The sequence below is a fragment of the Streptomyces sp. B5E4 genome (assembly GCF_039871555.1).
Classification (GTDB): domain Bacteria; phylum Actinomycetota; class Actinomycetes; order Streptomycetales; family Streptomycetaceae; genus Streptomyces.
In genome coordinates, this window is record NZ_JBDPMI010000012.1 from 23,097 (window position 1) to 48,537 (window position 25,441).

A 25,441-nucleotide genomic window follows, 5' to 3' on the forward strand; every position below is an offset into this window, starting at 1 on the left:
GCGGACGGCCCGTGCGTCAACCGGGGTCGTCCGCAGTTGGTCAGTGCCCGCCCGCGGGCTCGGTGCAGCCGCCTTCCATGTACACGCCGTGCACGTCGATCTCGTCGGGCCAGTCGGTGTTGCCGCTGATGCACGGGCCCGCGCCGGCCACCATGACGTCCCATGCGACGGCCGATGCGCCGGCCCGCTGCGCGGTCACGGTGTCCGTCGCGTAGCCGAGGTCTTCGAGGACGAGCCGGATCTGCCGCTCGTCCTTCAGGCCGGCGGGGGTGGCGTCCTTGAGGGCGGCGGCGATCCGTACGGCGTGGGCGTCGCCGCGGCACTGCTCGTCGGGGGACACGTCGGTGGTCTGCTTGTAGGCGTTGTTCTCGCCGTACTTGGGGTTCTCGGGTACGGCGCCGTCGTCGCCCGCGGCTGCTTCGGCCGTACGCTCCGGCCGCACGTCGCGGCACTGCCGCGCGATGTCCGGCCACGCACGGTCGTGCTCCTTCCGCGTCGCCTCGGCGTACTCCTCCGGCGTCGACGGGGAGCCGCTGCTCGACGGCGTACCGGGACCGGATCCGGAACCGCTCTCCTCGCCGCACCCCGCCGCGACGACCGCGCCCAGGCAGACCGCGACCACGGCGACCGCACCTCTGCGCATTCCGGCACTCCTCGTCCCCATGATCGCCCCCCTGGCGTCAGCCCCGGACGATTCTCCCCTACTGCCGCACGTCACGCTGTAGCGGACGTCACGCACCGGGGGCGGGCGGCAGGATCGCCGCCGCGGCGGCGGGCAGGTCGACGCGGACGGTGCGGTCGGACGCCGTGTCCGGCCGGGCGGGTACATGGACGTTCGCCTGGACGGGGGCGTCGGTGAGGTTGAAGACGGCGAGGTGGCCGTCCACCAGTGCGGCCGCCACACCCGTCACGTCGGTGGTCGGCGCGGGGGCGGCTGCCAGCGCGCGGGTGCGGCCCGCGCGCTGCGCCGGGTAGCCCTCGGCGACCAGCGCGGCGGGCGGGCCGGCGGAGAGGGTGACGGAGGTGGCCGTCACGCGGATCGGGCCGCTCCCGCCGCGTACGACGAAACCGGCCCGGTCGTCGACGTTCACCCAGTTCCCCGCGAAGCCGTGCGCCGCCGGCACCGCCGCCACGTCGCGCCAGCCGGTGCCGTCGGCGGACACCTGCACGCGGTACTCCGCGCCGTACGCCGCCTCCCACCCCAGCCGCACCCGGTCCACCCGCTGCTCCGCGCCCAGGTCCACCGCCAGCCAGCTGTCCGCCCGCGGCCGCTCCGCGCGGGCCACCGCCCAGCGGGTGCGGGGGTCGCCGTCCGTGGCGTGCGGCGGCGGGTACGCGGGGTCGGCCGACGAGGCGGTGGCGGTACGGCCGCGGGCCAGGTCGGTGCCGGAGCCGGGGGCGTAGACCTCGACGTGCCAGAGGGAGTAGCCGTACTGCGTCGCCGGCCGGGCGCCGAGGATCCGTACGTGCCGCGCCGCGACGGCCGGGAAGCGCACCTCGTCCACCCCGCCGTCGCCGCCGTCCGGCGCCAGGGTGACGGAGCCGCCGGGGCCGTGGAACGTACGGTCGCCGTCGAGGCCCCGTACGCCCGGCATGGCCAGCGTGTGCAGCCGCAGCCGCCCCTCGTCGGGGGCGAGACCGGACGTGGCGTACACGACCGCGCCGGTGGGCAGCGTCGCGTAGCCGGCGCTGCCCTGCGCGAAGCGCAGCACCGTGGCGGAGCCGTCGAAGCCGTCGGCGGCCCGCGTGTAGCGGGCGACGCTGCGGCCGGTGACCGCGAGCCCGATGCCGGGCAGGAACGCGGGGGCGGCGCCGGTGACGTCGAAGAGCCAGTCGTCGTGCTCGGGCAGGAACGCGAACTTCACGTGCCCCGCCTTGCTCACCGCCATCGCCAGCGACCGCGCCGACTGGTGCCCGACCAGGCCGACTTCGGCGCCGTAGTCCGTCGCCCCGGCCACGTTCGCCCAGTACCGGGCCTCGCTCACCGGCCGTACGTCGCCGTGCAGCCGGTCGCGCCGGACGTGCAGCAGGTAGGCGGTCGCCACCTCCGCGCGCGCCTCCGGCTCGTACTTCGGCTCGCCGCTGAACTTCGTCAGCCGGTTCTCCGGCGGGTACGCGAGATACGGCTCCAGATGCGCGGCGAGCATCCGCTCCGCGCGGGCGACGTACGGGTCGGCCTGGCCCATCCTGCGCCAGGTCAGGGGGAGCAGGTCGCGGCCGTAGAGGTGGTAGCGGTCGGCCACCATGGGGTGCGAGGAGAGCCCGGCGGCGGTGCCGAGGTGGGTCATCGTGCGCCAGAGTCCGGCCGCGTTGGGCTGCTTGGCGAGCACCTCGGGCAGCGGGGCGCCGGCGATGAGGAAGTGGAGGGCGTTGCGCCCGGGGTACGCGCCGGTGGACTGCTGGTACATGGGCGCGTAGGTGCCGTGGTTCTCGACGACGTGGCCCTCGTACATGTTCTGCGCGGTGTTCCATTCGGACACCGGACGGCCGTCGATGAGCGTGCCGTTCTCGCGGTCCGCGGAGGGCAGTCCCGTCATGTTCGACAGCCACCGGGTCAGCCACTCCCGCCAGGCGCCGGCGTCCGGATGGCCCGGGTGGTACGCGAGCCCCGTGGCCAGCGGCATGGACTTCGCGCCCATCTCCTCGATCTTCGAGTCGCCGCGGTGTCCGCCGGTGAGCCCGTTGGACGACCACCCGCCGCTGCGCGGGTCCTCGCCGGCGCCGAGGCCCGCGACGTACTGCGCGCCGCGGACGGCGATGGCGTCGACGTGCGCGCGGGTGGCGGCGTCGAGTGCGTCCCAGAGCAGCCGGGCGGCGGCGACGAAGTACGACTCGAACGTCCCGTCCCAGAACACCCGCCCGCCCCACTCGTACCCGCCGCCGCCCCAGGTCGCCCCGGTGGCCCAGAAGTTGGTCGCGGCGAAGTGCCGGATGGTCCGTACGGTGTGGTCGGCGAGCGTGTCCCGGTCGACGCCGGCGAGGTCCGCGTCGTACGTGCCGTGGGTGAGCAGCACGGCGTTGCCGAGGACGCTGACGAAGCCGAAGTCGGCGAGCGGGTAGCGGCCGGCGGCGGCGTCCCACTGCGTCTCGACCCACCGGGTGTGGCGCAGCAGGAGCCGGTGGTAGAGCAGGGCTTCGGGCCCGGGTCCTGGGGCGGCCACACCGACCCCCGGCGATACAAAGGCCAGCCCGGCGGCGGTGGCGCCGCTCGCGAGCAGAAACCGCCTGCGGGGGAGGGGAGTCGGGGTCGCCATTGCGGGATGCCTCCCGTAGCCGCGGTACCGGGCCCCGACTGTAACCCCTGTGACCGCCGCGGAGTAGATCGCGGCAGGGCCGGTCCCCGCCGTGAGGCGAGGGCCGGTTACTCGGAGGTCGGTGAGAGGCGCGGGTCAGCCGTGGCGCTTGGCGAACTCCACGAGGCCGGCGAACCCCCCGGGGGTCCATGACCACGTATGCGCGCCAGTTCGTCCGGAGTCCCCGTTCGGTCGGTCAGGCGCGTGACTTCGTCGCGGCCCGCGTAGGCGCGGCCGTGGGTCCCGACCGCGCCGACGACATCCGCGTGTGCGTCTCCGAGCTGGTGACCAACGCTCTGGTGCACGGCACCCCGCGGGGCCGCCGTTCCGCGTCCACGTCACCGTCGACGACGGCGCCGTCCGCATCGAAGTCCACGACGCCAGCGGCGCCTCCCCGCACCTGCGCCACCCCGCGCCCACCGACGACCAACGGCCGCGGCCTGGAGTTGGTCGACGCCCTCGCCGACGAGTGGGGCACCTGCGACCGCGACGGCCTCGGCAAGCCCGTCTGGGCCTCGTTCGAGATCCCCGGCGTGCCACCCGATGCACGGGTGGCACCGGCATAACCGCCGGCTCGCCGGAACGGTTGCCCCTCGGTCACACGGCTGCCACGCTGGGGCGCGGGCCTCGCGCCGTCATCCGCCCTCGGTCGGAAGATCGGCACGGCCCATGGCGCCGAGCTTGCGGAGGAGTTGCGCAGTGGGCGACAAATCGTTGTTCTATAGGCCGAAGAACCCGCTGGTGACCCAGATCGGTGTGTTCTTCGGCGGACCGGCACCGAGCCGCAGGGATGACCCGGCGATGCGTTTCGGCCCCCACGGGGTTGAGTACCACGAGACGTACGGGCGTGGACCGACTACTCGCCTGAGGTGGGAGGAAGTCCGCGCGGTCGCGGTTCTGCCCGGGCCGGTCGTGGACCGTCGGGGCTTGTGCGTGTTTCCGTTCCAGGAGATACCGGAACCTGATATTCCACCAGGTGAATTGTTCTCGGGCACCGGGCCGGGCCTCGGGATCGCCTTCAGGGTGCATTTCGACACGCCGATCGCAGTGCACTGGCATCACGTCCGAGGCCCGTCGCTGCGGAAACCGGCCCAGCGCCTGCCGGCCTGGACCGAGGGCCGGATAACTCTCACCGCGAGATGCCCGGCCTGAGTTGCTCGCGTGGCGGACCCGTCCGTGGTCGTCCTGTCGTGATCGGGCCGGAACCCGTGCCATCCGGCGCTTACCGGACCACCTCCGTGCACCTGGGGTAAGCAGAGCCGCGGTAGCAGCGGTTGTAGTCGATACGGAGTGACTGGCCGACCAGGGGTGCCGCAGGTGTGCCGGCTGCCCTCATCGCGCGCGGAGTCGGGCGGCGGCGGATGCCGCGAGGTCCTTCGCCATCCCGCAGAGATCCTCGGTGGGACGCTCGCCGTGGACGTCGAGGCGCACCATCTCGGCGGCGGTGACGGCATCCTGGCCCTTGTACCTGTGGTGCTCGACAAGCGCGCTACAGGTGTCGCCTTCGTCGTTCGGTTTGACGACCGTGCGATAACCACTGAGTGTGAGGACCGTGCCGTCCTGAGCGGAGCTGGGCTGGTCCCGGAAGAAGCTCACCTCTGCATCGAGCTCGTCGATGGTGCTGGACCACTTGCAGCCCCAGTTCGCGATTGCGGCGTCCGGCACGTCTGCCCTGAGGCCGGGAACGACGGACAGCGCGGGGGCGTCGAGTAGTTTGCAGGCATTCCCCCAGGCCAGCGAGGTTTGCGGGTAGGCCGACGCACGGCGGGGAATCGGACCGGCGTCGAGGACCTCGGCCGCGCTCACAGCGGCTCTTTCGGCGACCGTACACAGGGTGGCGTTGCCGCCGTTCACTGAGCCTTCGCCCATGTTGACGCGGACCTGGACCACCGTTTCCCCGGTGCTGCCGCCGGTGGTCAGCAGCCGGCTGCACTCATCGTTCTCCGGCTCGTCTTCGACGATGTTGATCCTCCCGATCGTGCGGAAGGGTTCGGCCCCCTGGGGCGGCGAGCTCTGAAGGAGGCGGATCGATACGTCGATCCGGGTCTCATCGTCGACGCCTACCAGCACGTCGCAGCGGTCGAAGTTCCCGTAGTCGACATCCTTGCGGACGTCCTCGCCGGCGAACTGGTCGAGAACGGAGGTGTCGGCGAGGGCACACACGTCCGCCGTGTGCGGGCTGCCGATCAGGGCCTGCGCCCCCAGTTGTCCGCTCTGGCCGTCCTCGGACGCGGGCTTTCCGTCCTCGCCGTCGCCGCCGAGGGTGAAGACGAGTGCCAGAGCCATCACAGCAGCACCGACACCGAGCGCGGCTGCGAGCAGGGGCCGGCGTCGGCGCTTTGTGAGGGTGTCGGAGGCGGCAGCGTCCCCGAGTGCCGTAGCCGTGTCCTTTGAGGCTCGGGGGCCAGCTGCGGCGACGTCCTCCAGCAGTCGCTTGGCCTCCGTGGCATCGGGGCGCTGCCGAGGGTTGCGCCGGAGCATGGCGGCGAGCGCGGGGTACAGCGGCCCCACGGCGTCGGCGTCCAACTCGACGAAGCCCTGCTCGGCCTGTAAGCGCCTCAGGCTCCGGGTGTTCTCCCAGGAGTCCGCGTCCTCCTGGTGGCCGTTGCTCTCCCTCTCCTCTGGCTCGCTGCCACGCGGCGGCGTACCGGTGACCAGGGCGTAGAGGGTGGTCGCCAGGCAGAACACGTCCGATACCGGCCGGGGGGTACTGCCTCGGGCCAGTTCAGGAGGTGCGTAGTCCGGTGTGTAGCTGAAGGGGCCGTTGAACGTGATGGTCTCGCTGCCGCCGACCCGGTAGGCCGCTCCGAAGTCCAGCAACTTCGCGTCGCCGCGCCGCGTGAGGCCGATGTTCGCGGGCTTGACGTCGCAGTGAACGATGCCTTCTTCGTGCAGGGCGACCAGCGCGTCGGCGAGTTGGGCCCCGATGCGGGCCGCCTGTGCGGGGGAGACCGGTGGTAGCCGGTCCAGGCCGCCGCCGGGCACGTACTCCATGACGAACCAGTACGTGTCCGCGTCGCCCCCGTCGCCCTCCGGCGCCACGGTGACGACGTCGTACAGGGTCACGACGTGAGGATGGTCGCGGAACTTGGCCATGGCCCGCGGCTCGCCCAACAGCCGACGCACCGCTGTCTCGCCCTCGCCGTCCGTCCGCTCCGGCTTCAGCGCGACATCCTGACCCACCACTGTGTCGTGTGCCAGCCACACATCGCCGCCGCGCCCCGCGCCGATGACCTCCTTGAGGACGTAGCGGTCGGCGAGTTCCTCTCCGGAACGCAACATCTACCCCCGCTCGACCCTTCAGACACGACCAGCGCCACGCGCCGGATCGAACCTTCTGTGTAAGGAGACTGTGCGCAGAGTTACCGGCGCTTTCAACAGTCGCCCTCATCGGTAGCCGCAGTCTGGCCGGAAGTGATCGGACGACTGACTGGATGACAGCTTCCGCCCTGGCCGCCGAGGGTCCGCGCGTACACGATCGGTCACCCGGGTGATCAACACGTGTGGGCCGCTGCCGGGGTGGAGCGGCTTGAGGAATCATCGTGGTGGTGAACGTGCACTCCATCCCGGCGCAGGCGCAGCCTGCCCCGTGCGAGTCGGTGGTCCGCACGCCCCCGCCCCGCCTGGCGCCGTACGTCGTCGGCTGCTCGGCGTTCCGCGCGGGCGGCGGCACGCCCGTACGCCACCGGCTGCTGCCGGTCACCGCCACGGTGCTCGTCATCGACGTCACGGGCGCCGACCGTCTCGTCACCGGCGCGCGTTCCGCGTACGGCATCCACGCGACGCAGCGCTGGCGCGAGGGCGTCACGGTCGGCCTCACCCCGGCGGGGACGGCGGCCCTGCTGGGGGTACCGGCGCGGGAGTTCGTGGGCGAGACGGTGGAGTTGGCGGACGTGCTGGGGCGGCAGCGGGAGGAGGAACTGGCGGAGCGGCTGGCGGAGGCGGGGACGGGGAGGCTCGACGTGCTGGTCGAGGCGATGGGGACCTGGCTGAGGGCGGGCGCCGGAAGCCCGGACACCACCCTCGCCACGGCGTGGGACCGGCTCCAGCGCCCGGGCCGCCGGATCCCCATCCCCACGCTGGCGGCCCGGCTGGGCGTCAGCCGCCGCTCCCTGGAGCTGGTCTTCCGGCGCGAGATCGGCATGTCGCCGGGCCGGGTGGCCCGTATCGCCCGCCTCCAGCACGCGGTCGGCCGGCTGGCCGGCCCGTCGCACGACCTCGCGGCCATCGCCGCCACCTGCGGCTACGCCGACCAGCCGCACTTCACCCGCGACGTACGGGAGCTGACGGGCCTGACGCCCACCGCGCTGTGCGCAAACCTTCAATACGGCGAGCCGGCCGCCGGATAGCGTCCCGCGCATGCTGCTGAACGGTAGGACGGCGCTGGTGACGGGCGGTTCGCGGGGCATCGGCCGGGCGATCGTGACCCGGCTGGCGCACGACGGCGCACGGGTGGTCTTCACGTACAAGGAGAACGAGACGGCGGCGGCGGAGGTCGTACGCGACGTCCCCGGCACCCGGGCGGTCCGCGCGGACCAGGAGCAACCGGACGCCCTGGCCCGCGCCTTCGCCCCGGTCCGCGACGGCCTCGACATCCTGGTCAACAACGCGGCCGTCAACCCCCGGATGCCGCTGACGGAGCTGACGGCGGCGGAGTTCGACCGGGTGATGACGGCGAACGCGAGGTTCGGCGCCCTGGCGATGCGCGAGGCGGCGGCCCTGATGCCGGACGGCGGCCGGATCGTCAACATCTCCACCCTCAACACCGTGGTCCCGGCCCCCGGTCACGCGCTGTACTGCGCGAGCAAGGCGGTGCTGGAACAGTTCACGCAGGTCGCCGCCCGGGAACTGGGCCCCCGCGGCATCACGGTCAACACCGTCTCCCCCGGCGCCACCGAAACAGCCCTCCTCCACGCCACCAACCCCCCGGAGGCCCTGACCCGGACCGCGGCCATGACCGCGCTCCAACGCCTGGGCCGCCCGGAGGACATCGCGGCGGTGGTCGCCTTCCTCACCGGCCCGGACGCCGCCTGGATCACCGGCCAGAACCTCCGCGCCACGGGCGGCCTGCTGATCTGAGCGGACCGAGCTGTCGGGAGCCGGTCTGCGCCTGCCTGTTCAGCGGCCCCTTGCCCATCGGTGGATCTGGTCGTGCCGGGCCAGTTCCTTGAAGTACCGGTGCTGCGACCAGGTGTCGTAGTCGCCGATGACGATGAGGCGGCGGCGGGCGCGTGTGACCGCGACGTTGAGGAGGTTAGGCGTTTTCGCGGCCCAGTCCCGGGAACCGTCTTGGTCGGTGCCCGTGCCGAGCACGAGGATCACGATGTCGGCTTCCTTGCCCTGCGTCTGGTGGACGGTGCCGTAGCGCTTGGGGCTCAGTTGCTGCCGTGCCACCCTGCCGATTCCCCTGACGACGTCGCGGAACGGGCTGATGACGAAGACCGATTCGTCGAATCGGCGCTCCAGCTCCTTGGCGAGATCGCCCCCCGCCGGTTCCTGCGGTTCGTCCTGGATCATCTCGGCGATGCGGCTCCGGATCAGGTCGAGGGCGTGTACCAGCGCATCCCCCTCAGCGGGGTTCCACTTCTCCTCGCGCGGCAGGGAGCGGACGTCCATCCACACGTTGCGGTGGGCCGGATGGAAGTCGTCCTGGTCGCGTGAGACGCCGTAGACCATCATGCCGTCGTAGGCGATCGCGTTGCTGATGTCGAACATGAGGCGGTCGCAGCGGCGGTGTACCCGCAGCGGGGAGCCGAGCCACATATTCTCGCCGCCCTCGTCTGCCAGCCAGGTCCCGTAGGGCGTGAGTCGGTCGGCGAGGGTCTGGACTGAGGCTGCTCCGGGGGCCCACTGGCGGTCCACCCCGAAGTGGCTTGCGAGGCGCCGCTGACCGGTCCACGGCAGGGTTACCACGGGTTCGAGCTGGAGTGGGTCGCCGACGACCACTGCGCGGCGGGTGCGCCACAGGGCGCCGGACACATACTGGGGCGCGGCCTGGCCGGCTTCGTCCACGAAGAGCCAGCCGAGGGCTTCGCTGCCCAGATGTCTGAACATGCGGCTCATCGACGCGAAGGTCGTCGACACCACCGGGACCACGAGGAAGAGCATCTGCCAGGCGGCTAGCACCGCCTCGGCCGGCAGGTCCGTGGGGGCCTGGCCCTTGACGACCTCCATCGCGGCCAGCAGGTTCTTGCGCATGAGTTCGGGCCTCGTGGTCAGCAGGGCGCGGTGGAGATCCAGGGCCGCGAGGAAGAGATCGGAGCGTGCCGCGGCGAACTCGGGGTCCATCCAGGGGGCGGACAGCTCGCGCTTCTCCATCTGCCGTCGATCACCGGGATCCGCCAGCCACTCCGATCCCGGCACCGAAGCGCCCCACCGCCATCTGGCCGCGACCACGCGGCGGCGCTCGGCTTCCTGCTCGCGTCGTCTGCTCACTACCTGGTGCCCAGCATCGGCCGCCGCCGCGAGCTGCCGTTCGCGTGCCGACGCGCAGACGGCAAGCTGTCCCTGGGCCCGCCGGATCTGCGCCAGCGCATCGTCCCGCTGGTCTTGGGCCCCGCGGAGTTCGGCGTGCCGTGCGGCCCGTGTGGACTCCAGCGCGGCCAGCCGGGCGTCCGCCTGGGCCAGGAGGGTCGCGAGCGGTGTCCGCTCGGCCTCCCAGCGCCTCACCCGCTCGCGCGCAATGAGGCGCCTGAGGAGTCCGGGTTTGCGTGCGTCGTGGGCGTGGAGCACCGCCTCCGCCTGTTTGACGGCCTCCTCTCCCTGCCATACCGCGGCCTGGGCAGCATCCACCTGGGCCCTCCTGGCGGATGTGTGGGCCTGGCCCCGGGCGTAGGCGTCCTCGTGGGCGCGGAGGGCTGCCTCGGCACGGCGCTGCTCCTCCTGAAGGAGCCCGAGGGAATCGTGCGCCTCGGACTCGCGTGCCAGCAAGTCCTGCAGGAGGGCGTCCGGCCCTGCCCGCTTGCCGATCAGATCCGCGATCTCCTGGCGCTCCGCGCCGAGTTTGAGGACCCGCTCACGGGCCAGGGTGAAGCGCTGGACGCTCTGTCGCCAGGTCGAATCTCCGAGCGGCGGTGTCGCTTCGGGGGTGTCGCGGTTCCCACCCCGCTCGTCGCGCGCGGAGCGGGACATGTGGTCGCGCTGCAACTGCAGGAGTTTGTGCAGACCCGGGGACAGCGGATCCTCCGTCGGCCCGTGGCCGCTTTGGCGGGCGTTCTTGGGCAGGTTGCCCCACCAGAACCGTTCGACGAAGTCGGAGCGGTTGCTTCGGCGTCCGAGGCGGGCGGCGATCGCGCCCCAGGCGTCGTCACCGAGCAACAGGCTCGCCGGGCCACTGAGGTAGTCGGCTCGGCCCCGCCAGGAGTCGCCGAGCGCACGTGCGCCGGGGACTTCCAGGGTCACGTTCTCGACGGCCCCGTTGTTGGCCGAAGCGATGACGATCTCGAAGCCGGTGAGTTGGGGGACCAAGGGGTGGATGGTGCGCGGATGGGTCTTGCCCGCGGTCTCTTCCGTACGCCACGAGAACGATTTCTCGCCGAAGGCGAGTTCCGGTCGTTTCAGCGTCGCCAGCCGTTCGGCCCGTTTGACGACGAGGGCCGCGATGAGATCGCGGAGCATGGTCGTCTTGCCGGTGCCCGGCGGCCCGTTCACGGCGTAGACGCCCCGGTCGTTGTCCTCGCCGAGCCGGTCCAGGATGCGGTTGATCGCGAACTGCTGGCTCAGGACGAGCGGCTTGTCGGCATCGGCTGGCCACCGGCCCAGGGGCATGTTCGACGGCTGGAGGCCCTCCAGGGTGATCTCGGGCACCCGGCGTACGTCAAAGCGGCGCAGAGCGTCCACGTCCTCTTCCGCGCGCAGATAGTGCTGCAGGGCGGTGCCGGCCCGGCCTGTTGCGAGGCTGTCGGCCACCCGGTCGAGATCGTCGGCGTAGAAGCTGTTGAGGAAGGTGTCGCCGACAGCCTCATCGGCGCGTTTGGCGGCGACCTGATAGCTCTGGACCCGGATGGTGTCGGGTGTCAGGGCCGCTGCGACGCCGAGTTGTTCGGCGACCCAGCGGGTGAGGGCAGCCAGGTCGTACACGTCGAGGATCTTCGTGCCCAGCTCGGGCGGGGGTCCTGCCTGTTCCGCGTCCGCTCCGTCCCCGGCGTCGGGCTGCTCCGCGTCGTGCGGCTCTGCGTCGGCGTTCTGCGGCTCCGCGCCGGCGGGTCCGTCCCCGTCGCTCCTGCCGGTGAGTCTCCCGGCGGCGGAGTCGACCAGTTCACCGCCGACCTGCTCGATCATCTTGGCGGCCACCGCCCCCGCCACAGGGCCGAGCCCGCCGCTGGCCGCGGCTGCCGCCGCGGCCAGTCCGCCCTTGGCTGCGCTGCCGGCCAGCCGGGACAGCAGCCCCGCGACCGGGCCGAGACCTGAGGTAGCCGCGTTCTCATCGGCCACCGGCTCGCGGTCGACTCCGACCTTCCCGTCCCCGAGCTCCAGCAGGCGGTTGAGCACGTGCGCGCTGTCGTCGTCGAAGCCGGTGAGCCAACGGTCGTCGTGCGGTCCGGGGTCCAGGGTCTGTCCCACTGCCCAGGCGCATGAAGACAGCGTGGCGCTGTCCTTGATCAGCCGGCCCTCCTGGTTCACCGTGAAGCACAGCACAGCGCTGTCGCCGCCGACCCGCCCGTCGTAGTCCTGCTCGCCCTCAGGCGCACGGAACGTCTCGAACAGGACGTCGCGCACCTTCTCGACGCGGAAGATGCCGGCGTACACGGTGTGCTGCCACACACAACCCGCCCGGAGACGGCCGCGGCTGATGGCGGAGCTGGGCTCCCAGGGCAGGGGCTGGCTCACCTGGGTGGCGAACATCATCTTCTTCGGGTTGACCGCATCGACGTTCGGCGGGCTGAAGTACTCCACGGCGCGCCAGAATCGAAGGATTCTCGCCTGACGCTGCCGAGCTGCTTCCGACCGGTCGACGGTCACCATCCGCCCCCTCGCGATTTCTGACCACGGATACGGTATCCGTTCGGCTGCCGCCGCCGGCCCGGGAGACCGGGCGTGTGCGGGTCGGCGCGGGCCGCGCCGAGGTTGTCCGTGCCATGGTGTGCAGCGGGCTCCGTGGTTGCGCATATGCCAGGCCATTTCTCGTATCGCCTGGCTTGTGCGAAGGGCCCGGTGACTTTTGCCTCGCAGGTGCGGCGTTATCATCGGCGTATGCACACGTACCGGATGGGAGACGCCGCCTCCCTGCTCGGTGTCAGCGCCGACACCGTCAGGCGGCTGGTCGACGCCGGAAAGCTGTCCGCCGAGCGCGACGAGGCGGGGCACAGGATCATCCCCGGGGCGGCGCTCGCGGCGTATGCGCGGGAGATGCGCCGGGCGGAGCGGGAGTCCACGGGGTCTTCCGCGCGCAACCGCTTCGCCGGGATCGTCACCGACGTGCACATGGGGGACGTCTCGGCGCAGGTGGAGATCCAGGCCGGGCCGTTCCGGGTGGTGTCCATGGTCAGCCGGGAGTCGGCCGAGGAACTGGAGCTGGCGCCGGGCGTTCCGGCGGTGGCAGTGATCAAGTCGACCAACGTGGTCGTCGAGAGAGCGTAGACCTCAGGGAGTGGACCTGTGATGATCCGTAGCAGCAACCGCCCCGCGCTCCTCACGGCCGGGGCGGGCGTGGCCGCCCTGCTGGCCCTCACCGCCTGCTCCGACTCCGATTCCGGATCCGCCGGGGGCGCCGACCCCGACGCCGCGTCCGGCGAGCTGTCCGGCGAGGTCACCGTCTTCGCCGCCGCCTCCCTCACCGAGAGCTTCGAGAAGCTCGGCGCGCAGTTCGAGAGGGACCACCCCGGTACGAAGGTGACGTTCAGCTTCGGCGGCAGCGACGCCCTGGCCGCGAGCATCACCGGCGGCGCCCCCGCCGACGTCTTCGCCTCCGCCAGCCCTACGACGATGGAGATCGTCGCGGACGCCGGCGCCGCCGAAGGCACCCCCGCCACCTTCGTCCGCAACCAGCTGGAGATCGCCACCCTGCCCGGCAACCCGGACGGGATCGCCTCCCTGAAGGACCTCACCGACTCGGATCTGAAGGTCGTGCTCTGCGACGAGACGGTGCCGTGCGGGTCCGCCGCGCAGAAGGCACTGGACGCCGGCGGGCTGAAGCTCACGCCCGTGTCGTACGAGGAGGACGTCAAGTCCGCCCTCAACAAGGTGGTGCTGAAGGAGGCCGACGCCGCGGTCGTCTACAGGACCGACGTGCGGGCCGCGGGCGACACGGTGGAGAGCGTGGACTTCCCCGAGTCCGCCGACGCGATCAACGACTACCCGATCACGCTGCTCAAGGAGGCGCCGAACGCCGCCGCGGCCGAGGCGTTCGTCGAGCTGGTGCAGTCGGCCGAGGGGCAGAAGGTGCTGACCGAAGCCGGGTTCCTCAAGCCGTGACGTTCCCTTCCGCCGCGGACAAGGACGAGCGGTCCGGACCCGGGACCGGGCCCCGTTCCGGCTCCTGGCGCCGGCCCCGGGCCGGGACCGGGCGCCGGTCCCGGCCCCGCCCGCCCGGCCGCGGCGGCGCGCCGCTGCCGCTGCTGATACCGGCGCTGCTCGGCCTCGCGTTCCTGGTCCTGCCGCTCCTCGCCCTGCTGCTCCGCGCCCCGTGGAGCAGCATGCCGGACCTGCTGACCAGCACGGAGGTGTGGCAGGCGCTGCGGCTCTCGCTGGTGTGCGCCACGGCGGCGACGGCGCTGAGCCTGGTCATCGGGGTACCGCTGGCGTGGCTGCTGGCCCGGGTGGAGTTCCCGGGGCGCGGGCTCGTACGGGCGCTGGTGACGCTGCCGTTGGTGCTGCCGCCGGTGGTCGGGGGCGTGGCGCTGCTGATGGCGCTGGGGCGCAACGGGGTCGTGGGGCGGTGGCTGGACGACTGGTTCGGGGTCACGCTGCCGTTCACGACCGCGGGGGTGGTGGTCGCGGAGGCGTTCGTGGCGATGCCGTTCCTCGTCATCGCCGTCGAGGGCACGCTACGGGCCGCGGACCCCCGCTACGAGGAGGCCGCCACCACCCTCGGTGCCTCCCGCTTCACCGCCTTCCGCCGCGTCACCCTGCCGCTCGTCGCGCCGGGCATCGCGGCCGGGGCGGTGCTGGCGTGGGCGCGGGCGCTGGGCGAGTTCGGCGCCACGATCACGTTCGCGGGCAACTTTCCGGGGCGTACGCAGACGATGCCGCTGTCCGTCTATCTCGCGCTGCAGAGCGATCCGGAGGCGGCGATCGCGCTGAGCCTGGTGCTGCTGGCGGTGTCGGTGGCGGTGCTCGCGGGGCTACGGGACAGATGGATGACCTCGGCATGAGCGACGATGCGGCACGCGAAGAGATCCGCGAAGAGATCCGCGGCGGAATCCGTGGGGAGATGCGCGGAAAGCCACGCGCGGAGCCGCACGGACAGAGCGGGCTCGACGCCCGGCTCGTGGTCGAGCGCGGCACCTTCCGGCTCGACGTGACGCTCACCGCACGCCCGGGCGACGTCCTCGCCCTCCTCGGCCCCAACGGCGCCGGCAAGACCACCGCGCTGCGCGCCCTGGCGGGCCTCGTCCCGCTCATGGACGGGCATCTGCGCCTCGACGCCGCCGAGTTGGAGCGTACGCCGCCGGAGGACCGCCCGGTCGGGGTCGTCTTCCAGGACTACCTGCTCTTCCCCCACCTCAGCGCCTTGGACAACGTCGCCTTCGGGCCGCGCTGCCACGGCGCCACCAAGGCCGAGGCCCGCGCCGAGGCCGCCGCCTGGCTCGCGCGGATGGACCTCGCCGAGCAAGCAGCCGCCAAGCCCCGGCGGCTGTCCGGCGGCCAGGCCCAGCGCGTCGCCCTCGCCCGCGCCCTGGCCACCCGCCCCCGGCTGCTGCTCCTGGACGAACCGCTGGCCGCGCTCGACGCCCGGACCCGTCTGGAGGTCCGTGCCCAGCTCCGCCGCCACCTCGCGGACTTCGAGGCCGTCGCCGTGCTCGTCACGCACGATCCGCTGGACGCGATGGTGCTGGCGGACCACCTCGTGGTCATCGAGGACGGCCGCATCGTGCAGCAGGGCGCCCCCACGGACATCGCCCGCCACCCGCGTACCGACTACATCGCCCACCTCGTCGGCCTCAACCTCTACCGGGGGCAGGCGCGCGGCCACACCGTCGACCTCGACGGCGGACCGGCGATCACCACCGCCGACGACCTCACCGGACCGGCCTTCGTCGCCTTCCCGCCCAGCGCCGTGACCCTGCACCGGGACCGCCCCACCGGCTCCAGCGCCCGCAACCTCTGGCGCTGCGCGGTCGCGGGACTCGAAACCCACGCCGACCGGATCCGCGCCGAACTCACCGGCGAACTCCCCCTGGCCGCCGACCTGACCACCACCGCGGCCGCCGAGCTCGACCTCCACCCGGGCGCCGAGGTCTGGGCGGCCGTCAAGGCGACCCAGACGCACGTGTACCCGGCCTGAGCCCCCGGCCCGGGCCCCGCTACTCGTCGGCCGGCTTCGGCGTGTTCACCTTCGGCGGCGTGGGCGAACTCGCCGCCTCCGCCTCCGCCTTGGCCTCGCTCACCGCCGCGTCCGCCCCCTTCGCCGCCTCCACGGCCGCCGCCACCGCGTCGAGCGCGGGCGTCGGCGCCGCCGCCAGCTCCGGCGCCCCGGTCTTCTCCGGCACCGCCTGCTGCCCGTCCGCGGGCGCCTGCCGCGCGTCCGTCGCCGCCGCGTTCGCCTCTACGGCCTGGGGCACACCGGGCGCCGACTTGTCGCCGAAGGCGGTGGTGACGGTGCGTACCGCCTCGGTCAGCTCGCCGGGGATCACCCAGAACGTGTTGTTGTCGCTCTTCGCCAGGTGCGGCAGCGTCTCCAGGTACTTGTACGCCAGGATCTTGGGGTCGGCGTTGTTGCGGTGGACGGCCTGGAAAACGCGCTCGACGGCCTGTGCCTCGCCGTCCGCCCGCAGGATCATGGCCTGTTGCGCGCCTTGCGCCTCCAGGATGTCCTTCTGCTTCGTCCCCTCGGCGGTCAGGATCTTCGCCTGCCGCTCGCCCTCGGCGTGCAGAATCGCCGCGCGCTTGTCGCGCTCGGCGCGCATCTGCTTCTCCATCGCCTCCTTGATGCTGTGCGGCGGGTCGATGGCCTTGATCTCGACGCGGTTGACGCGGATGCCCCACTTGCCGGTGGCGTCGTCGAGGACGCTGCGGAGCCGGGCGTTGATCTCCTCGCGCGAGGTGAGGGTCTCCTCCAGGTCCATGCCGCCGATGACGTTGCGCAGGGTGGTGACGGTGAGCTGGTCGATCGCCTGGAGGTAGTCGGAGACCTCGTACGCGGCCTTCCGCGGGTCGGTGATCTGGTAGTAGAGCACCGTGTCGATGTTGACGACGAGGTTGTCCTCGGTGATCACCGGCCGGGGATCGGACGAGTACACCTGCTCGCGTACGTCCAGCTTGGTGTTGACGCGGTCCGCCACCGGCAGGACGAAGTTCAGGCCGGGCTGGAGCGTACGCCGGTAGCGGCCGAAGCGCTCGATGTTGTAGCGGCGCGCCTGCGGGACGACCCGCACGCTGCTCGACACGAGAAAGACGACGACCAGCGCCGCCAGGAGAATCGGGATGACAACCGGGTCCACACTTCCTCCGTTGGCTGTGCGTTCAGCGGTCCATCAGGGGCTCGGGGCTCGGGCTCGGGGGCCCGGGGTCAGACGGTCAGGGGGAGGGGGTCAGGGGGAGGGGGTCAGGGAAGAAGCTCGCGGGGATAGACGACGGCGGTCGCGCCTTCGATCTCCATGACCTCCACCAGCGCCCCCACCGGAATCACCGCCGTCTCGTCCAGCGCGCGGGCCGACCACTCCTCGCCGGAGAGCTTGATCAGCCCCCGGGTCGCGGTGACCTCCTGCACGACCTCGGCCCGCTTGCCGAGCAGCGCGTCGCTGCCGTCGCGGGTCAGCGGGGTCTGCGCCATGTGCTTGAGTGCGACGGGACGTACGACGACGAGCCCCGCTGCCGCCGCCGCCCCGAGGGCCACGAACTGCCCCAGCGCACCGACGCCCACCCCGGCCACCACGGCGGCCACCATCGCGGCGCCGGCGAGCAGTCCGAAGACGAGCGTCATCGTGAAGAACTCGGCGGCACCGAGCGCCGCGGCGGCGAGCAGCCAGACGATCCACGGCATCGCGTCAGCCTCCCTACGGGGACTTGCTCTCCAACCTACCCTCCCGAAATGCCGGACAGAACAGGCGAGTTCAGGGTGATCCGGGATTCGGTCGGCTCTTCGCCCGCCGCCGGTGCGGGTAGGGGCCCGGGCGCGCGGGAGCGGGAGCGGGGTCAGGTTTCGGTGGGTACGGCCTCCGGCAGCAGCCGGGGGACGAGGCGTACGTAGATCACCATGCCGACGACCTCGACGAGGGTCTGGGTGACGACCACCACCGCGGCGGCGGCCAGCCGGTCGGGCAGCGCGAGGGCGAGGGGGAGGACGACGAGGGAGTTGCGGGTCGCGCCGGTGAAGACGATCGCGCGGCCGGCGGGGACGTCGAGGCGGAACAGCCGGGCGACGCCGAGGCCGGCGAAGGCCATCACGGCGAGGAAGAGAACGTAGAACGGCACCACGCGGGCCACGTCGCCGACGCTGTCGTCGACCTTGGGCACCTGGGACGCGACGACGGTCGCGAGGGTCACGGCCATCAGCGGCACCATCGCGGTGCCCGCCCCGTCGGCGGTCTTCTGCCCCGCGGGGCGGCGGGCGGCCCACGCCTGGGTGAGCCAGGCGAGGGCGAGCGGGAGGGCGATGAGGACGACGAACGCCTCGACGAAAGGACCGGCCTCGACGATGTCGGCGAGGTCGGAGCCCATGAAGAGGTAGAGGTATCCGGGCAGCAGGACCATCTGCGCGATCAGCAGCAGGGGCGTGGCGGCGAGGAGCTGTCGGCTGCTGCCGCCGGCGAGACCGCTGAAGACGATGACGTAGTCGATGCAGGGGGTGAGCAGGACGAGCAGGACGCCCATGCGGATGGCCTGCTCGTCGGGGAGGAAGGCGAACATCGCCGCGACGACGAGCGGTACGACGACGAAGTTGACGACGACCGCGGCGGCGAGGAACCGCCCGGCGCGCAGGGAACGGAGCAGGTGGGCGGCGGGCACCTGGAGGAACGTCACGTAGAGCAGGGCGGCCAGCACGGGGTTGATGGCGTGCTCCAGCCCGGGCCCGGCGTCGGGCGCCACCCACCCGAGGACCCCGCCGGCGACGAGGGCACCGAGATAGACGGCCACCTGATGCCGCTCCATGGCGACGACGAACCTGTCCGGCTGCGCCACGGTCTGCTCCTCGGGGGTGATCGACGTGCGGTGCTCCCCCGACGGTAAACGGCGGGGCGGCGGTGGGCTGGGGTGGCGGCGGGCCGGGCTCGCGGTGGAGGAGGTGCCGGTTTCGGTCGTGCCCGGCAGGGCGGTGCCCGGCAGGGCGGTGCCCGCCGGAGGCTGAGGGCTTGCGGGCGGGTCGTTGTCGGTGGGGCGGCCTACCCTTGGGCGGGTGCGTGGGGTCGATGTGGGGGTGACCCGGGGGCGGGTCTGCATCGTGCCGGTGGCGCTGCGGGGCGGGCCGCGCCGGGGGCCGTTCCTGGCGCGGGGCGCTGTTGCGGCGTGGGTGGGCGGGCTACGATTCGCGGCGATGACCAGGCCACGCAGGGTTCCGGACGCCGCGACGCGCCGCGTCCGCCTGCTCGGCTACGTCCTCGTCCTCCTCGGCCTCCTCGCGGGTGCGGCGTCCTGTGCCGACGCCGGCCGCTCCGGCCCCGCCGCGAGCCACGGCCTCGTCCTGCGCGCCGCCGCCCCCCAGAGCGACGTCCTGGACGCCCTACGCCTCGACGCCTCGCCGGCCGATCGTCACCAGTCCGACGTGCCGCCCGGTGATGCTCTACGGGCCGAGGCCGCACCCGGCAACGGCCTCCCCGCCGGCGCCCCGTCCGCCGACCCCCGCACTCCCCACGCTCCCGCCCCCGCCGCCGCGCCCCTCCCCCTGGACTGCTCCTCCGTCCACGCCCCCGGCGCTCCCGCAGGCGACTGTCCCGCCGCCTCCGAGCGGGAGCCCGCCGCTCCCCTCTCCGGGCCCGGGTTCTGTCCGGCGCCCGGTGACGGGCTTTCGTACGTGCCCTGCGCGACCGCCGTCGCCGAGCACGGCGTCAGCCCCGCCCCGCCCAGCGCCCTGGGCACCCCCGATCTCCACGAACTCCAGGTCCAGCGGACCTAGGACGGATCCCCGCGCCCGCCCCAGAACCGGACCGCCGCCCCGCGGCGCCGGTGCGTGCGCCGGCCCCGTACGCCGTCCACCCCTACGAAACCGCCCGCCGCGTGTCCGCCGACGCCGCATCCGCATCCGCGTCCGCGTCCGCCGCGCCCCCGGGAGAAGGGTCCGCACCATGGGTTCCGCCAAGTCCCAAGCCGCCGCCCGCCGTGCCCGCGTCGAGGAGCTGCGCCGCAAAGAAGCCGCCCGGGAGCGGCGCAGCAAGCAGCTCACCTATCTCGCCTCCGCCATCGTCGTGATCGCCACGGCCGTCGGCGGCTACTTCATCGTCGACAGCGCCCGCGAGGACGAGAAGGCCGCCGCCGCCCCCCTCAAGGGCGAGCAGAGCTGGGACGACCTCGACCAGAACCACGTCACCGAGGACGTCGACTACACGATGACGCCCCCCGTCGGCGGCGACCACGACCCCGCCTGGCAGAACTGCAACGGCGACGTCTACGACCAGCCGGTACGCGACGAGAACGCCGTGCACTCCCTGGAGCACGGCGCCGTGTGGGTCACGTACAGCGACAAGGCGAAGGAAGAGGACGTCAAGACCCTCACCGAGCGCGTCACCAACACCCCGTACACGCTGATCAGCCCGCACGCCGAACAGACAGGGGCGATCACCCTCTCCGCCTGGGGCAAGCAGCTCACGGTCAAGAAGGCGGACGACCCGAAGGTGGGCACGTTCTTCGACAAGTACGTCCAGGGTCCGCAGACCCCCGAGCAGGGTGCCGCGTGCACCGGCGGGAAGGACGCGTGACGCTCCTGCGGCCCGCCCTGCGGTGGCCGCTCGCGATGCTGGCCACCGCCGTCCTCGTCTGCGGTACGTTCCTCCTCGTCCTCGCCACCGGCGCGGACGGCGACGACACCCCCGCCGTCCCGGACACCGGCTCCGCGGACGCCGGGTTCGCCCGCGACATGGTCGTCCACCACCAGCAGGCCGTGGAGATGTCCCTCATCGTGCGGGATCGCACCGACGACGAGGACGTGCGCCGGCTCGCCTACGACGTCGTCAACACCCAGGCCAACCAGCGCGGCATGCTCCTCGGCTGGCTGGACCAGTGGGAGCTGCCGAAGTCGTCGGGCGAGCCGCCGATGGCCTGGATGGGCCACGAGATGCCCTTCGAGGCACGCGACGGGGCGCTGATGCCGGGCATGGCCACGAACACCCAGCTCCGCCGACTGCGGGAAGCGGAGGGCGAGGACGCCGAGGTGCTGTATCTCCGGCTGATGACCGCCCACCACCGGGGCGGCGTACAGATGTCGCAGATGGCGGAGGGCGCGGTGGAGACGCGGGTGGTGCGGCGGCTGGCGGAGACCACGCTGCGCGGGCAGCAGTCGGAGATCAAGCTGATGCGGGACATGCTGGAGGAGCGCGGCGGCATCAGGAAGCCGTAGCCCCAGCCACGCGGTACGTCGGCGGCTCACCAGTACGCGCTGTCGTCCCACGGCTCGAAGCCCGCGAACCCGACCGGTTCGCCGTCCTCGTCCAGGACGGCGAACCCGGGTCGAGGTCAGCGCGCGAGCGCTTCGTCGATGGCGGCGGCGAAGTCCTCGTACGACTGCGGGTTGGAGATCTTCTCGCCGCCGAGGAAGAACGTCGGCGTGCCCTGGACGTCCAGGGCGAGGCCGTCGCGCTGGTCGGCCCGTACCCGGTCGGCCGTGCGCGGGGCCGCCAGGTCGCGGTCGACGACCACCCACCCGGCGACCGCCGAGACGGCGAAGAGCCACAGGCAGCCCTGCGCCCGCAGGGCCCCGGCGGGGAGCGCCGAGCCGAGCTGCGGCAGCGGCACGCACCCGGCGGCGAGCGCGGGCGCAGGCGCGAGATGCGGACGAGCGGTCATGGTCGTCGCAGCCTCACCAGTACCGCGACCGCCCCCGGCGCCGGTCCACCCTCCGCGGGGCCCGTCCACCCCTTCTTCGGCTCGAACGAATAGACGACGGAGAATTTCTCCCCGATATCCGAACAGGTGATTCGCCGTGTCGTACGAGGGCCTGGGAACTCGCCGGACACCTGAACTCGTGTGCATTATCGTCGGCTTGTCCGCAGTCGTGTGGGCGGGGGGAACGGGTATGGCAGAGAACAAGTTTTCGGTGTGGCTCGGTGTGGCGGCCTCGGGCATCACCGTGCTGGCGTTCTTCGGGATCGCCAATTTCGATCAGATTCGGGACGGATCCGATCAAGCGCAGAAGGGGGATGCCGACTCGGCCGGCGTCAGGGGCCCCGTCGGCGGGGGCGGCGAGGGAGCCCCCGCGGGCGGGGACGCCCCCGTGGACGAGGGCACTCCCGTGGAAGAGGAGGACGTCCCCGTGGAAGAGGACACCCCCGAGGAGGAGACCGGCGAGACCGGCGAGAGCGAACCCGATCCGGCTCCGCAGGAGGACGCCGCGTCGGCCGGGGACAACGGCCCGTTCACCAATATCTCCACAGGGCTGTGTATCGACACCGACGGTCCCCAGGGACCCGGCGTCGAACTACAAGTGCGTGGCTGTGCGAACTACACCGGCCAGAGCTGGACCTACGACCAGAACAACCAACACTTTGCGAACCCGCCCAGCGGACTGTGCCTCGACACGGCCGGGCCACCCGGCGCCGGGGTACGCCTGGTGGTGAACCCGTGCGGGAACTACACCGGCCAGGTATGGCAGCACAATGCCGGCACCGGCCAGTTGGTCAATCTGACCACGGGATTGTGCATGGACACGGCCGGGCCGCCCGCCGCCTACGTCGCGCTGGTGCTCAATCCCTGCGGGAACTACACCGGCCAGCTCTGGCGCAGGTGAACCCTCCCGCCCGCAGCCGCCCGCCACCGACCGCCACCGACCACCACCGCCCACCACCGGCCCCCGGCGCCGGTCCGCCCCTGGCTACGATGTGGCTGCGCGCATCGCCGGCGGAGGGGAAACGATCATGCGGCGGCTGGGGGATCTCGAAGCGGAGATCATGGACCGGCTGTGGAAGTGGGACCGTCCCGCCACCGTCCGCGAGATCGTCGACGACATCAACAACGACCGCGAGCTGGCCTACACGACGGTCATGACCGTCGCCAACATCCTGTACCAGAAGGGCTGGCTGGTCCGTACGAAACAGGGCCGGGCCTGGCTCTACACCCCCGTGCGCAGCCGGGAGGCGTACTCCGCCGCGCTGATGGAGGACGCCCTCGGCGCCAGCGAGGACCGCTCCGCGGCCCTCGCCCACTTCGTCGAGGGCATGACCGACGACGAGGTCGCCGCCCTGCGCAAGGCGCTGCGCGACAGCGACGCGGGCCGCGGGGGCGAGAGCCGGGGCCGGGGGTGAGCGAGGCGCTGCCCGTCCTGGGGTACGCGGTCGTGCTGGGCGTCGTCGCGCCGCGCCTGGTGCTGCGCAGCGCGTGGCCGCACCGGGCGCCGCGGCTCGCGGTCGCGGTGTGGCACGCGCTCGCGGCGGCGTTCACGCTCTCCGTGGCGCTGGCCGCGTACCACCTGGCGACGCCCACCGAGCATCTGCACGCCGGCTTCGTCGGCTTCCTGCACTCCTGCGGCCTGGGCCTGGACCGGGGCGTGGACCTCGGCCTCGGCACCGGGCGGCCCGACCCGGGCGTCGCGAGCCGGCTGGCGGGTGTGCTGCCGGCCGCCGTGGTCGGCACGGTGGCGCTGAGCGTCGGCGTCCACGCGCTGCGGGCGCGGCGGGTACGGGCCCGGCACCGCGCCGTGCTCGACATGGTCGGCCGCCGGTCGGCCGCGCTGGGCGCCACCGTCGTGGCGCACGGCACGCCCGTCGCGTACTGCCTGCCGGGCCGCCGCGCGCGCGTCGTCGTCAGCGAGGGCGCGCTGCGGCTGCTGTCGGCCGCGCAGGTCGACGCGGTCCTGGAGCACGAGCGGGCACACGTCGCCGGCCGCCACCACCTGCCGCAGGCGGCGGCGGACGGCTTCGCCGCCGTGTTCCGCGCGCTGCCGCTGGCCCGGCACGTACGGCGGCAGACGGCGCTGCTGCTGGAGATGGCCGCGGACGACCGCGCGCTGCGGCGGCACCCGGGCGGGGTGCTGGCCACGGCGATGTACGAGATGGCGGCCTGCCGGGCACCGAGCGGGGCGTTCGCCGTCGGCGGCGGCACGGTGCCGGTGCGGCTGCGCCGGATACTGGGCCCGCGGCGGCCCGCGCACCCGGTGCTGCGGGGCGCGGTGGCGGCGGTCGCGCTGACGGTGCCGCTGGTCCCGCTGCTGGTGGCCTGCCCTCCGGCGCTGGGCTGAGGGTCCGTACCCCGGCTTCGAGGGGGCGCTTGCCCGCACTTCTACTAATCTACTAAGTTGCCTTTCAGTCCCTGCCGTCGCCGAGGATGAGGAGCAACTCCGCCATGGGAGCGCACCGTCGCCCGAAGTCCCCCGGCCGCGCCCGGATCACGACCCTCTCCTTCGCCGCCGGGGCCTTCACCCTGCTGTCGACACAGAGCGGCCAGGCCCAGCCGAAGCCCACCGTCGAGGAGGTGCGCGCGGAGGTGGAGAAGCTGTACGAGGAGGCCACGGGGCCCACCGAGGAGTACAACAGCGCCCGCGAGCGCCAGCAGAAGCTCCAGGGGGAGGCCGACAAGGCGCAGGACGAGGCGGCCCGCCGGCAGAAGGAGATCAACGGGCTACGGGACCGGATAGGCCCGCTCGCCGCCGAGCAGTACCGCAACGGCGGCATCGACCCCAGCGTGCAGCTCGCCCTGTCCGCCGACCCCGACGAGTACCTCCAGGAAGCCGAGATGGTCGACCGCGTCGGCCACCGGCAGGCGTCGGCGCTCACCGTGCTGCAGGACAAGCAGCGGGAGTTGACGCAGCAGCGCAAGGAGACGTCGGCGAAGCTCCGCGAGGCGGAGGAGTTCCGTACGGCCGCGGCGGAGAAGAAGGACGAGATCCAGGCGAAGCTGGCCCAGGCGCGCAAGCTCCTCAACTCCCTGACAGCGGAGGAACGCGCCCGCCTCGACGCCGCCGAGGAACGCGACGCCGCCGAGGCCGGTACGAGCGACGCGGCGGACAGCTACGACGGCCCGGCGAGCGGCCGCGCGAAGGCGGCCCTGGACTTCGCCTACGCCCAACTCGGCAAGCCCTACGAGTGGGGTGCCACCGGCCCGGACTCCTTCGACTGCTCCGGCCTGACGGGCGCGGCGTGGAGCGCGGCGGGGATCTCGCTGCCCCGTACGGTCAAGCAGCAGTACGACGCGGGCCGCAAGGTCAGCCGGGACGGCATGCAGCCCGGCGACATCATCTACTGGTACAACGACACGCAGCACAACGGCATGTACGTCGGCGACGGCAAGGCGATCCACGCCCCCCGCACCGGCAAGAACGTCGAAATCGTCCCGGTGGACAGCATGCCCTTCTACGCCGCCAGCCGCCCCTGACCGCCTGAGGCGTCAGGCCGTCCGGCGGCCGATGCCGGGCAGGAAGCGGCCGGCGCGGGCGGTGTGGGCGGCGTAGGCGTCGCCGTGGACCGCGGTGAGGTACGGCTCCTCGACGACCCGTACCGGCAACTGGATCGCGACGACCAGCGCGATCAGGGCGGCGAGGAGACCGCGTTCGGGAGGACCCACCAGGCGGCCTCGCCGGGCCGCCCGGAGATCCCACGGAACCCGGCGTCCCCGGTCCGCCGCCGCTGCACGGCCCCCCGCACCCCGAAGGCCGCCACACCCCACGCCACGTACAACCCCGGCGCGGCCCACGCCCATCCGTTCATGACCGGTCTCCCTTTCCGGCGGCGCAGCAGGCGCACGCGGCGGTGGTGTGCGCGGCGGAGGAGGCCAGGGCCCCGGCGGTCAGCGCGACGACGGCCTCGACGACGTTGTACGCGATCGTCGCCGCGACCAGCAGCCGTATCCGGCGGGTGAGCAGGGCCGCCCGGACCGGACCGGGACCGAGGGTGACGCTCGCGGCCATC

At 72.7% G+C, this 25,441-nt stretch carries 23 protein-coding genes and 2 pseudogenes; 15 read left to right on the forward strand and 10 right to left on the reverse strand.

The annotated features are described in order from the left end of the window. Positions 1-40 precede the first annotated feature (40 nt). A complete protein-coding gene (locus ABGA99_RS17545) occupies positions 41-643 on the reverse strand; it encodes a hypothetical protein (protein WP_347578104.1) in 603 nt (200 codons plus the stop codon). Positions 644-731: 88 nt separating this feature from the next. Further along, positions 732-3,254: a discoidin domain-containing protein gene (locus ABGA99_RS17550; protein WP_347582952.1), complete on the reverse strand. Its 2,523-nt coding sequence runs from the start codon at positions 3,252-3,254 to the stop codon at positions 732-734. Positions 3,255-3,442: 188 nt separating this feature from the next. Between ABGA99_RS17550 and ABGA99_RS17555 the strand changes: the two genes are divergently transcribed. Both ABGA99_RS17555 and ABGA99_RS17560 read left to right on the forward strand, forming a co-directional pair. Next, complete coding sequence (locus tag ABGA99_RS17555) at positions 3,443-3,859, forward strand: ATP-binding protein (RefSeq protein WP_347578106.1); 417 nt, start codon at positions 3,443-3,445, stop codon at positions 3,857-3,859. Positions 3,860-3,992: 133 nt separating this feature from the next. Then, positions 3,993-4,445, forward strand: coding sequence for a hypothetical protein (locus ABGA99_RS17560; protein ID WP_347578107.1), 453 nt, complete (start codon positions 3,993-3,995; stop codon positions 4,443-4,445). A 180-nt stretch (positions 4,446-4,625) separates the two neighbouring features. Here ABGA99_RS17560 and ABGA99_RS17565 read toward each other — a convergent pair whose 3' ends face one another. Then, positions 4,626-6,575 (reverse strand): serine/threonine-protein kinase, encoded by a 1,950-nt coding sequence (locus ABGA99_RS17565; protein WP_347578108.1) that lies wholly within the window; start codon positions 6,573-6,575, stop codon positions 4,626-4,628. 260 nt (positions 6,576-6,835) lie between these two features. On the opposite strand from ABGA99_RS17565, the gene ABGA99_RS17570 reads away from it, so the two are divergent. Together ABGA99_RS17570 and ABGA99_RS17575 are read left to right on the forward strand one after the other, a co-directional pair. Beyond that, positions 6,836-7,642, forward strand: a complete 807-nt coding sequence (locus ABGA99_RS17570; protein ID WP_347582953.1) for a helix-turn-helix domain-containing protein — start codon at positions 6,836-6,838, stop codon at positions 7,640-7,642. A gap of 10 nt (positions 7,643-7,652) precedes the next feature. Beyond that, the gene (locus ABGA99_RS17575) at positions 7,653-8,372 is read left to right on the forward strand and encodes an SDR family oxidoreductase (RefSeq protein WP_347578110.1); all 720 of its coding nucleotides are present in this window, start codon (positions 7,653-7,655) and stop codon (positions 8,370-8,372) included. Positions 8,373-8,411: 39 nt separating this feature from the next. Here the strand turns inward: ABGA99_RS17575 and ABGA99_RS17580 are convergent, their stop codons facing one another. Beyond that, complete coding sequence (locus ABGA99_RS17580) at positions 8,412-12,188, reverse strand: AAA domain-containing protein (protein ID WP_347582954.1); 3,777 nt, start codon at positions 12,186-12,188, stop codon at positions 8,412-8,414. 297 nt (positions 12,189-12,485) lie between these two features. On the opposite strand from ABGA99_RS17580, the gene ABGA99_RS17585 reads away from it, so the two are divergent. From ABGA99_RS17585 to ABGA99_RS17600, 4 genes are read left to right on the forward strand one after another with little or no spacing between them, the layout of a single operon-like run. Next, positions 12,486-12,872, forward strand: a complete 387-nt coding sequence (locus ABGA99_RS17585; RefSeq protein WP_347578112.1) for a helix-turn-helix transcriptional regulator — start codon at positions 12,486-12,488, stop codon at positions 12,870-12,872. Positions 12,873-12,893: 21 nt separating this feature from the next. Beyond that, entirely contained in the window at positions 12,894-13,706 is an 813-nt protein-coding gene (modA, locus tag ABGA99_RS17590; protein WP_347582955.1) for a molybdate ABC transporter substrate-binding protein, read from the forward strand. Next, positions 13,703-14,605: an ABC transporter permease gene (locus ABGA99_RS17595; RefSeq protein WP_347578114.1), complete on the forward strand. Its 903-nt coding sequence runs from the start codon at positions 13,703-13,705 to the stop codon at positions 14,603-14,605. Before modA ends, ABGA99_RS17595 begins: the two co-directional genes overlap by 4 nt. A gap of 59 nt (positions 14,606-14,664) precedes the next feature. Further along, on the forward strand, positions 14,665-15,738 hold the full coding sequence (locus ABGA99_RS17600) for an ABC transporter ATP-binding protein (RefSeq protein WP_347578228.1): 1,074 nt from the start codon (positions 14,665-14,667) through the stop codon (positions 15,736-15,738). 19 nt (positions 15,739-15,757) lie between these two features. On the opposite strand, the gene ABGA99_RS17605 is transcribed toward ABGA99_RS17600, so the two are convergent. The 3 genes from ABGA99_RS17605 to ABGA99_RS17615 all read right to left on the reverse strand — a co-directional run bounded on the left by ABGA99_RS17605 (position 15,758) and on the right by ABGA99_RS17615 (position 18,545). Then, positions 15,758-16,894, reverse strand: coding sequence for an SPFH domain-containing protein (locus ABGA99_RS17605; protein WP_347582956.1), 1,137 nt, complete (start codon positions 16,892-16,894; stop codon positions 15,758-15,760). 104 nt (positions 16,895-16,998) lie between these two features. Then, positions 16,999-17,436 carry an NfeD family protein gene (locus ABGA99_RS17610; protein ID WP_326797202.1) on the reverse strand — a complete coding sequence of 146 codons (438 nt, stop codon included), beginning with the start codon at positions 17,434-17,436 and terminating at the stop codon, positions 16,999-17,001. A gap of 152 nt (positions 17,437-17,588) precedes the next feature. Beyond that, positions 17,589-18,545 (reverse strand): bile acid:sodium symporter, encoded by a 957-nt coding sequence (locus tag ABGA99_RS17615; protein ID WP_347583021.1) that lies wholly within the window; start codon positions 18,543-18,545, stop codon positions 17,589-17,591. A 382-nt stretch (positions 18,546-18,927) separates the two neighbouring features. Here ABGA99_RS17615 and ABGA99_RS17620 point away from each other — a divergent pair, with 382 nt between their 5' ends. The 3 genes from ABGA99_RS17620 (at position 18,928) to ABGA99_RS17630 (ending at position 20,943) form a co-directional block, all read left to right on the forward strand. Then, the gene (locus ABGA99_RS17620) at positions 18,928-19,506 is read left to right on the forward strand and encodes a hypothetical protein (RefSeq protein ID WP_347578116.1); all 579 of its coding nucleotides are present in this window, start codon (positions 18,928-18,930) and stop codon (positions 19,504-19,506) included. 169 nt (positions 19,507-19,675) lie between these two features. Continuing rightward, positions 19,676-20,305 (forward strand): DUF3105 domain-containing protein, encoded by a 630-nt coding sequence (locus tag ABGA99_RS17625; RefSeq protein WP_347582957.1) that lies wholly within the window; start codon positions 19,676-19,678, stop codon positions 20,303-20,305. Next, the gene (locus ABGA99_RS17630; RefSeq protein ID WP_347578118.1) at positions 20,281-20,943 is read left to right on the forward strand and encodes a DUF305 domain-containing protein; all 663 of its coding nucleotides are present in this window, start codon (positions 20,281-20,283) and stop codon (positions 20,941-20,943) included. The genes ABGA99_RS17625 and ABGA99_RS17630 overlap by 25 nt, the downstream gene beginning before the upstream one ends. Positions 20,944-21,059: 116 nt before the next feature. Here the strand turns inward: ABGA99_RS17630 and ABGA99_RS17635 are convergent. Then, positions 21,060-21,233 (reverse strand): annotated as a pseudogene (locus tag ABGA99_RS17635) (thioredoxin domain-containing protein); the annotation flags it as partial. Between the two features lie 385 nt (positions 21,234-21,618). Here ABGA99_RS17635 and ABGA99_RS17640 point away from each other — a divergent pair. From ABGA99_RS17640 to ABGA99_RS17655, 4 genes are all read left to right on the forward strand, one after another. After that, complete coding sequence (locus ABGA99_RS17640; RefSeq protein ID WP_347582958.1) at positions 21,619-22,329, forward strand: RICIN domain-containing protein; 711 nt, start codon at positions 21,619-21,621, stop codon at positions 22,327-22,329. 127 nt (positions 22,330-22,456) lie between these two features. Then, the gene (locus ABGA99_RS17645) at positions 22,457-22,843 is read left to right on the forward strand and encodes a BlaI/MecI/CopY family transcriptional regulator (protein WP_347578120.1); all 387 of its coding nucleotides are present in this window, start codon (positions 22,457-22,459) and stop codon (positions 22,841-22,843) included. Next, positions 22,840-23,775, forward strand: a complete 936-nt coding sequence (locus ABGA99_RS17650) for a M56 family metallopeptidase (RefSeq protein WP_347582959.1) — start codon at positions 22,840-22,842, stop codon at positions 23,773-23,775. The genes ABGA99_RS17645 and ABGA99_RS17650 overlap by 4 nt, the downstream gene beginning before the upstream one ends. Positions 23,776-23,879: 104 nt before the next feature. Further along, entirely contained in the window at positions 23,880-24,908 is a 1,029-nt protein-coding gene (locus tag ABGA99_RS17655; RefSeq protein WP_347582960.1) for an NlpC/P60 family protein, read from the forward strand. Positions 24,909-24,920: 12 nt separating this feature from the next. Here ABGA99_RS17655 and ABGA99_RS17660 read toward each other — a convergent pair whose 3' ends face one another. Both ABGA99_RS17660 and ABGA99_RS17665 read right to left on the reverse strand, forming a co-directional pair. After that, positions 24,921-25,097, reverse strand: a complete 177-nt coding sequence (locus ABGA99_RS17660) for a hypothetical protein (RefSeq protein ID WP_347582961.1) — start codon at positions 25,095-25,097, stop codon at positions 24,921-24,923. Between the two features lie 193 nt (positions 25,098-25,290). After that, positions 25,291-25,440: pseudogene (locus ABGA99_RS17665) on the reverse strand (cation transporter); the annotation flags it as partial. Position 25,441: the final 1 nt, after the last annotated feature.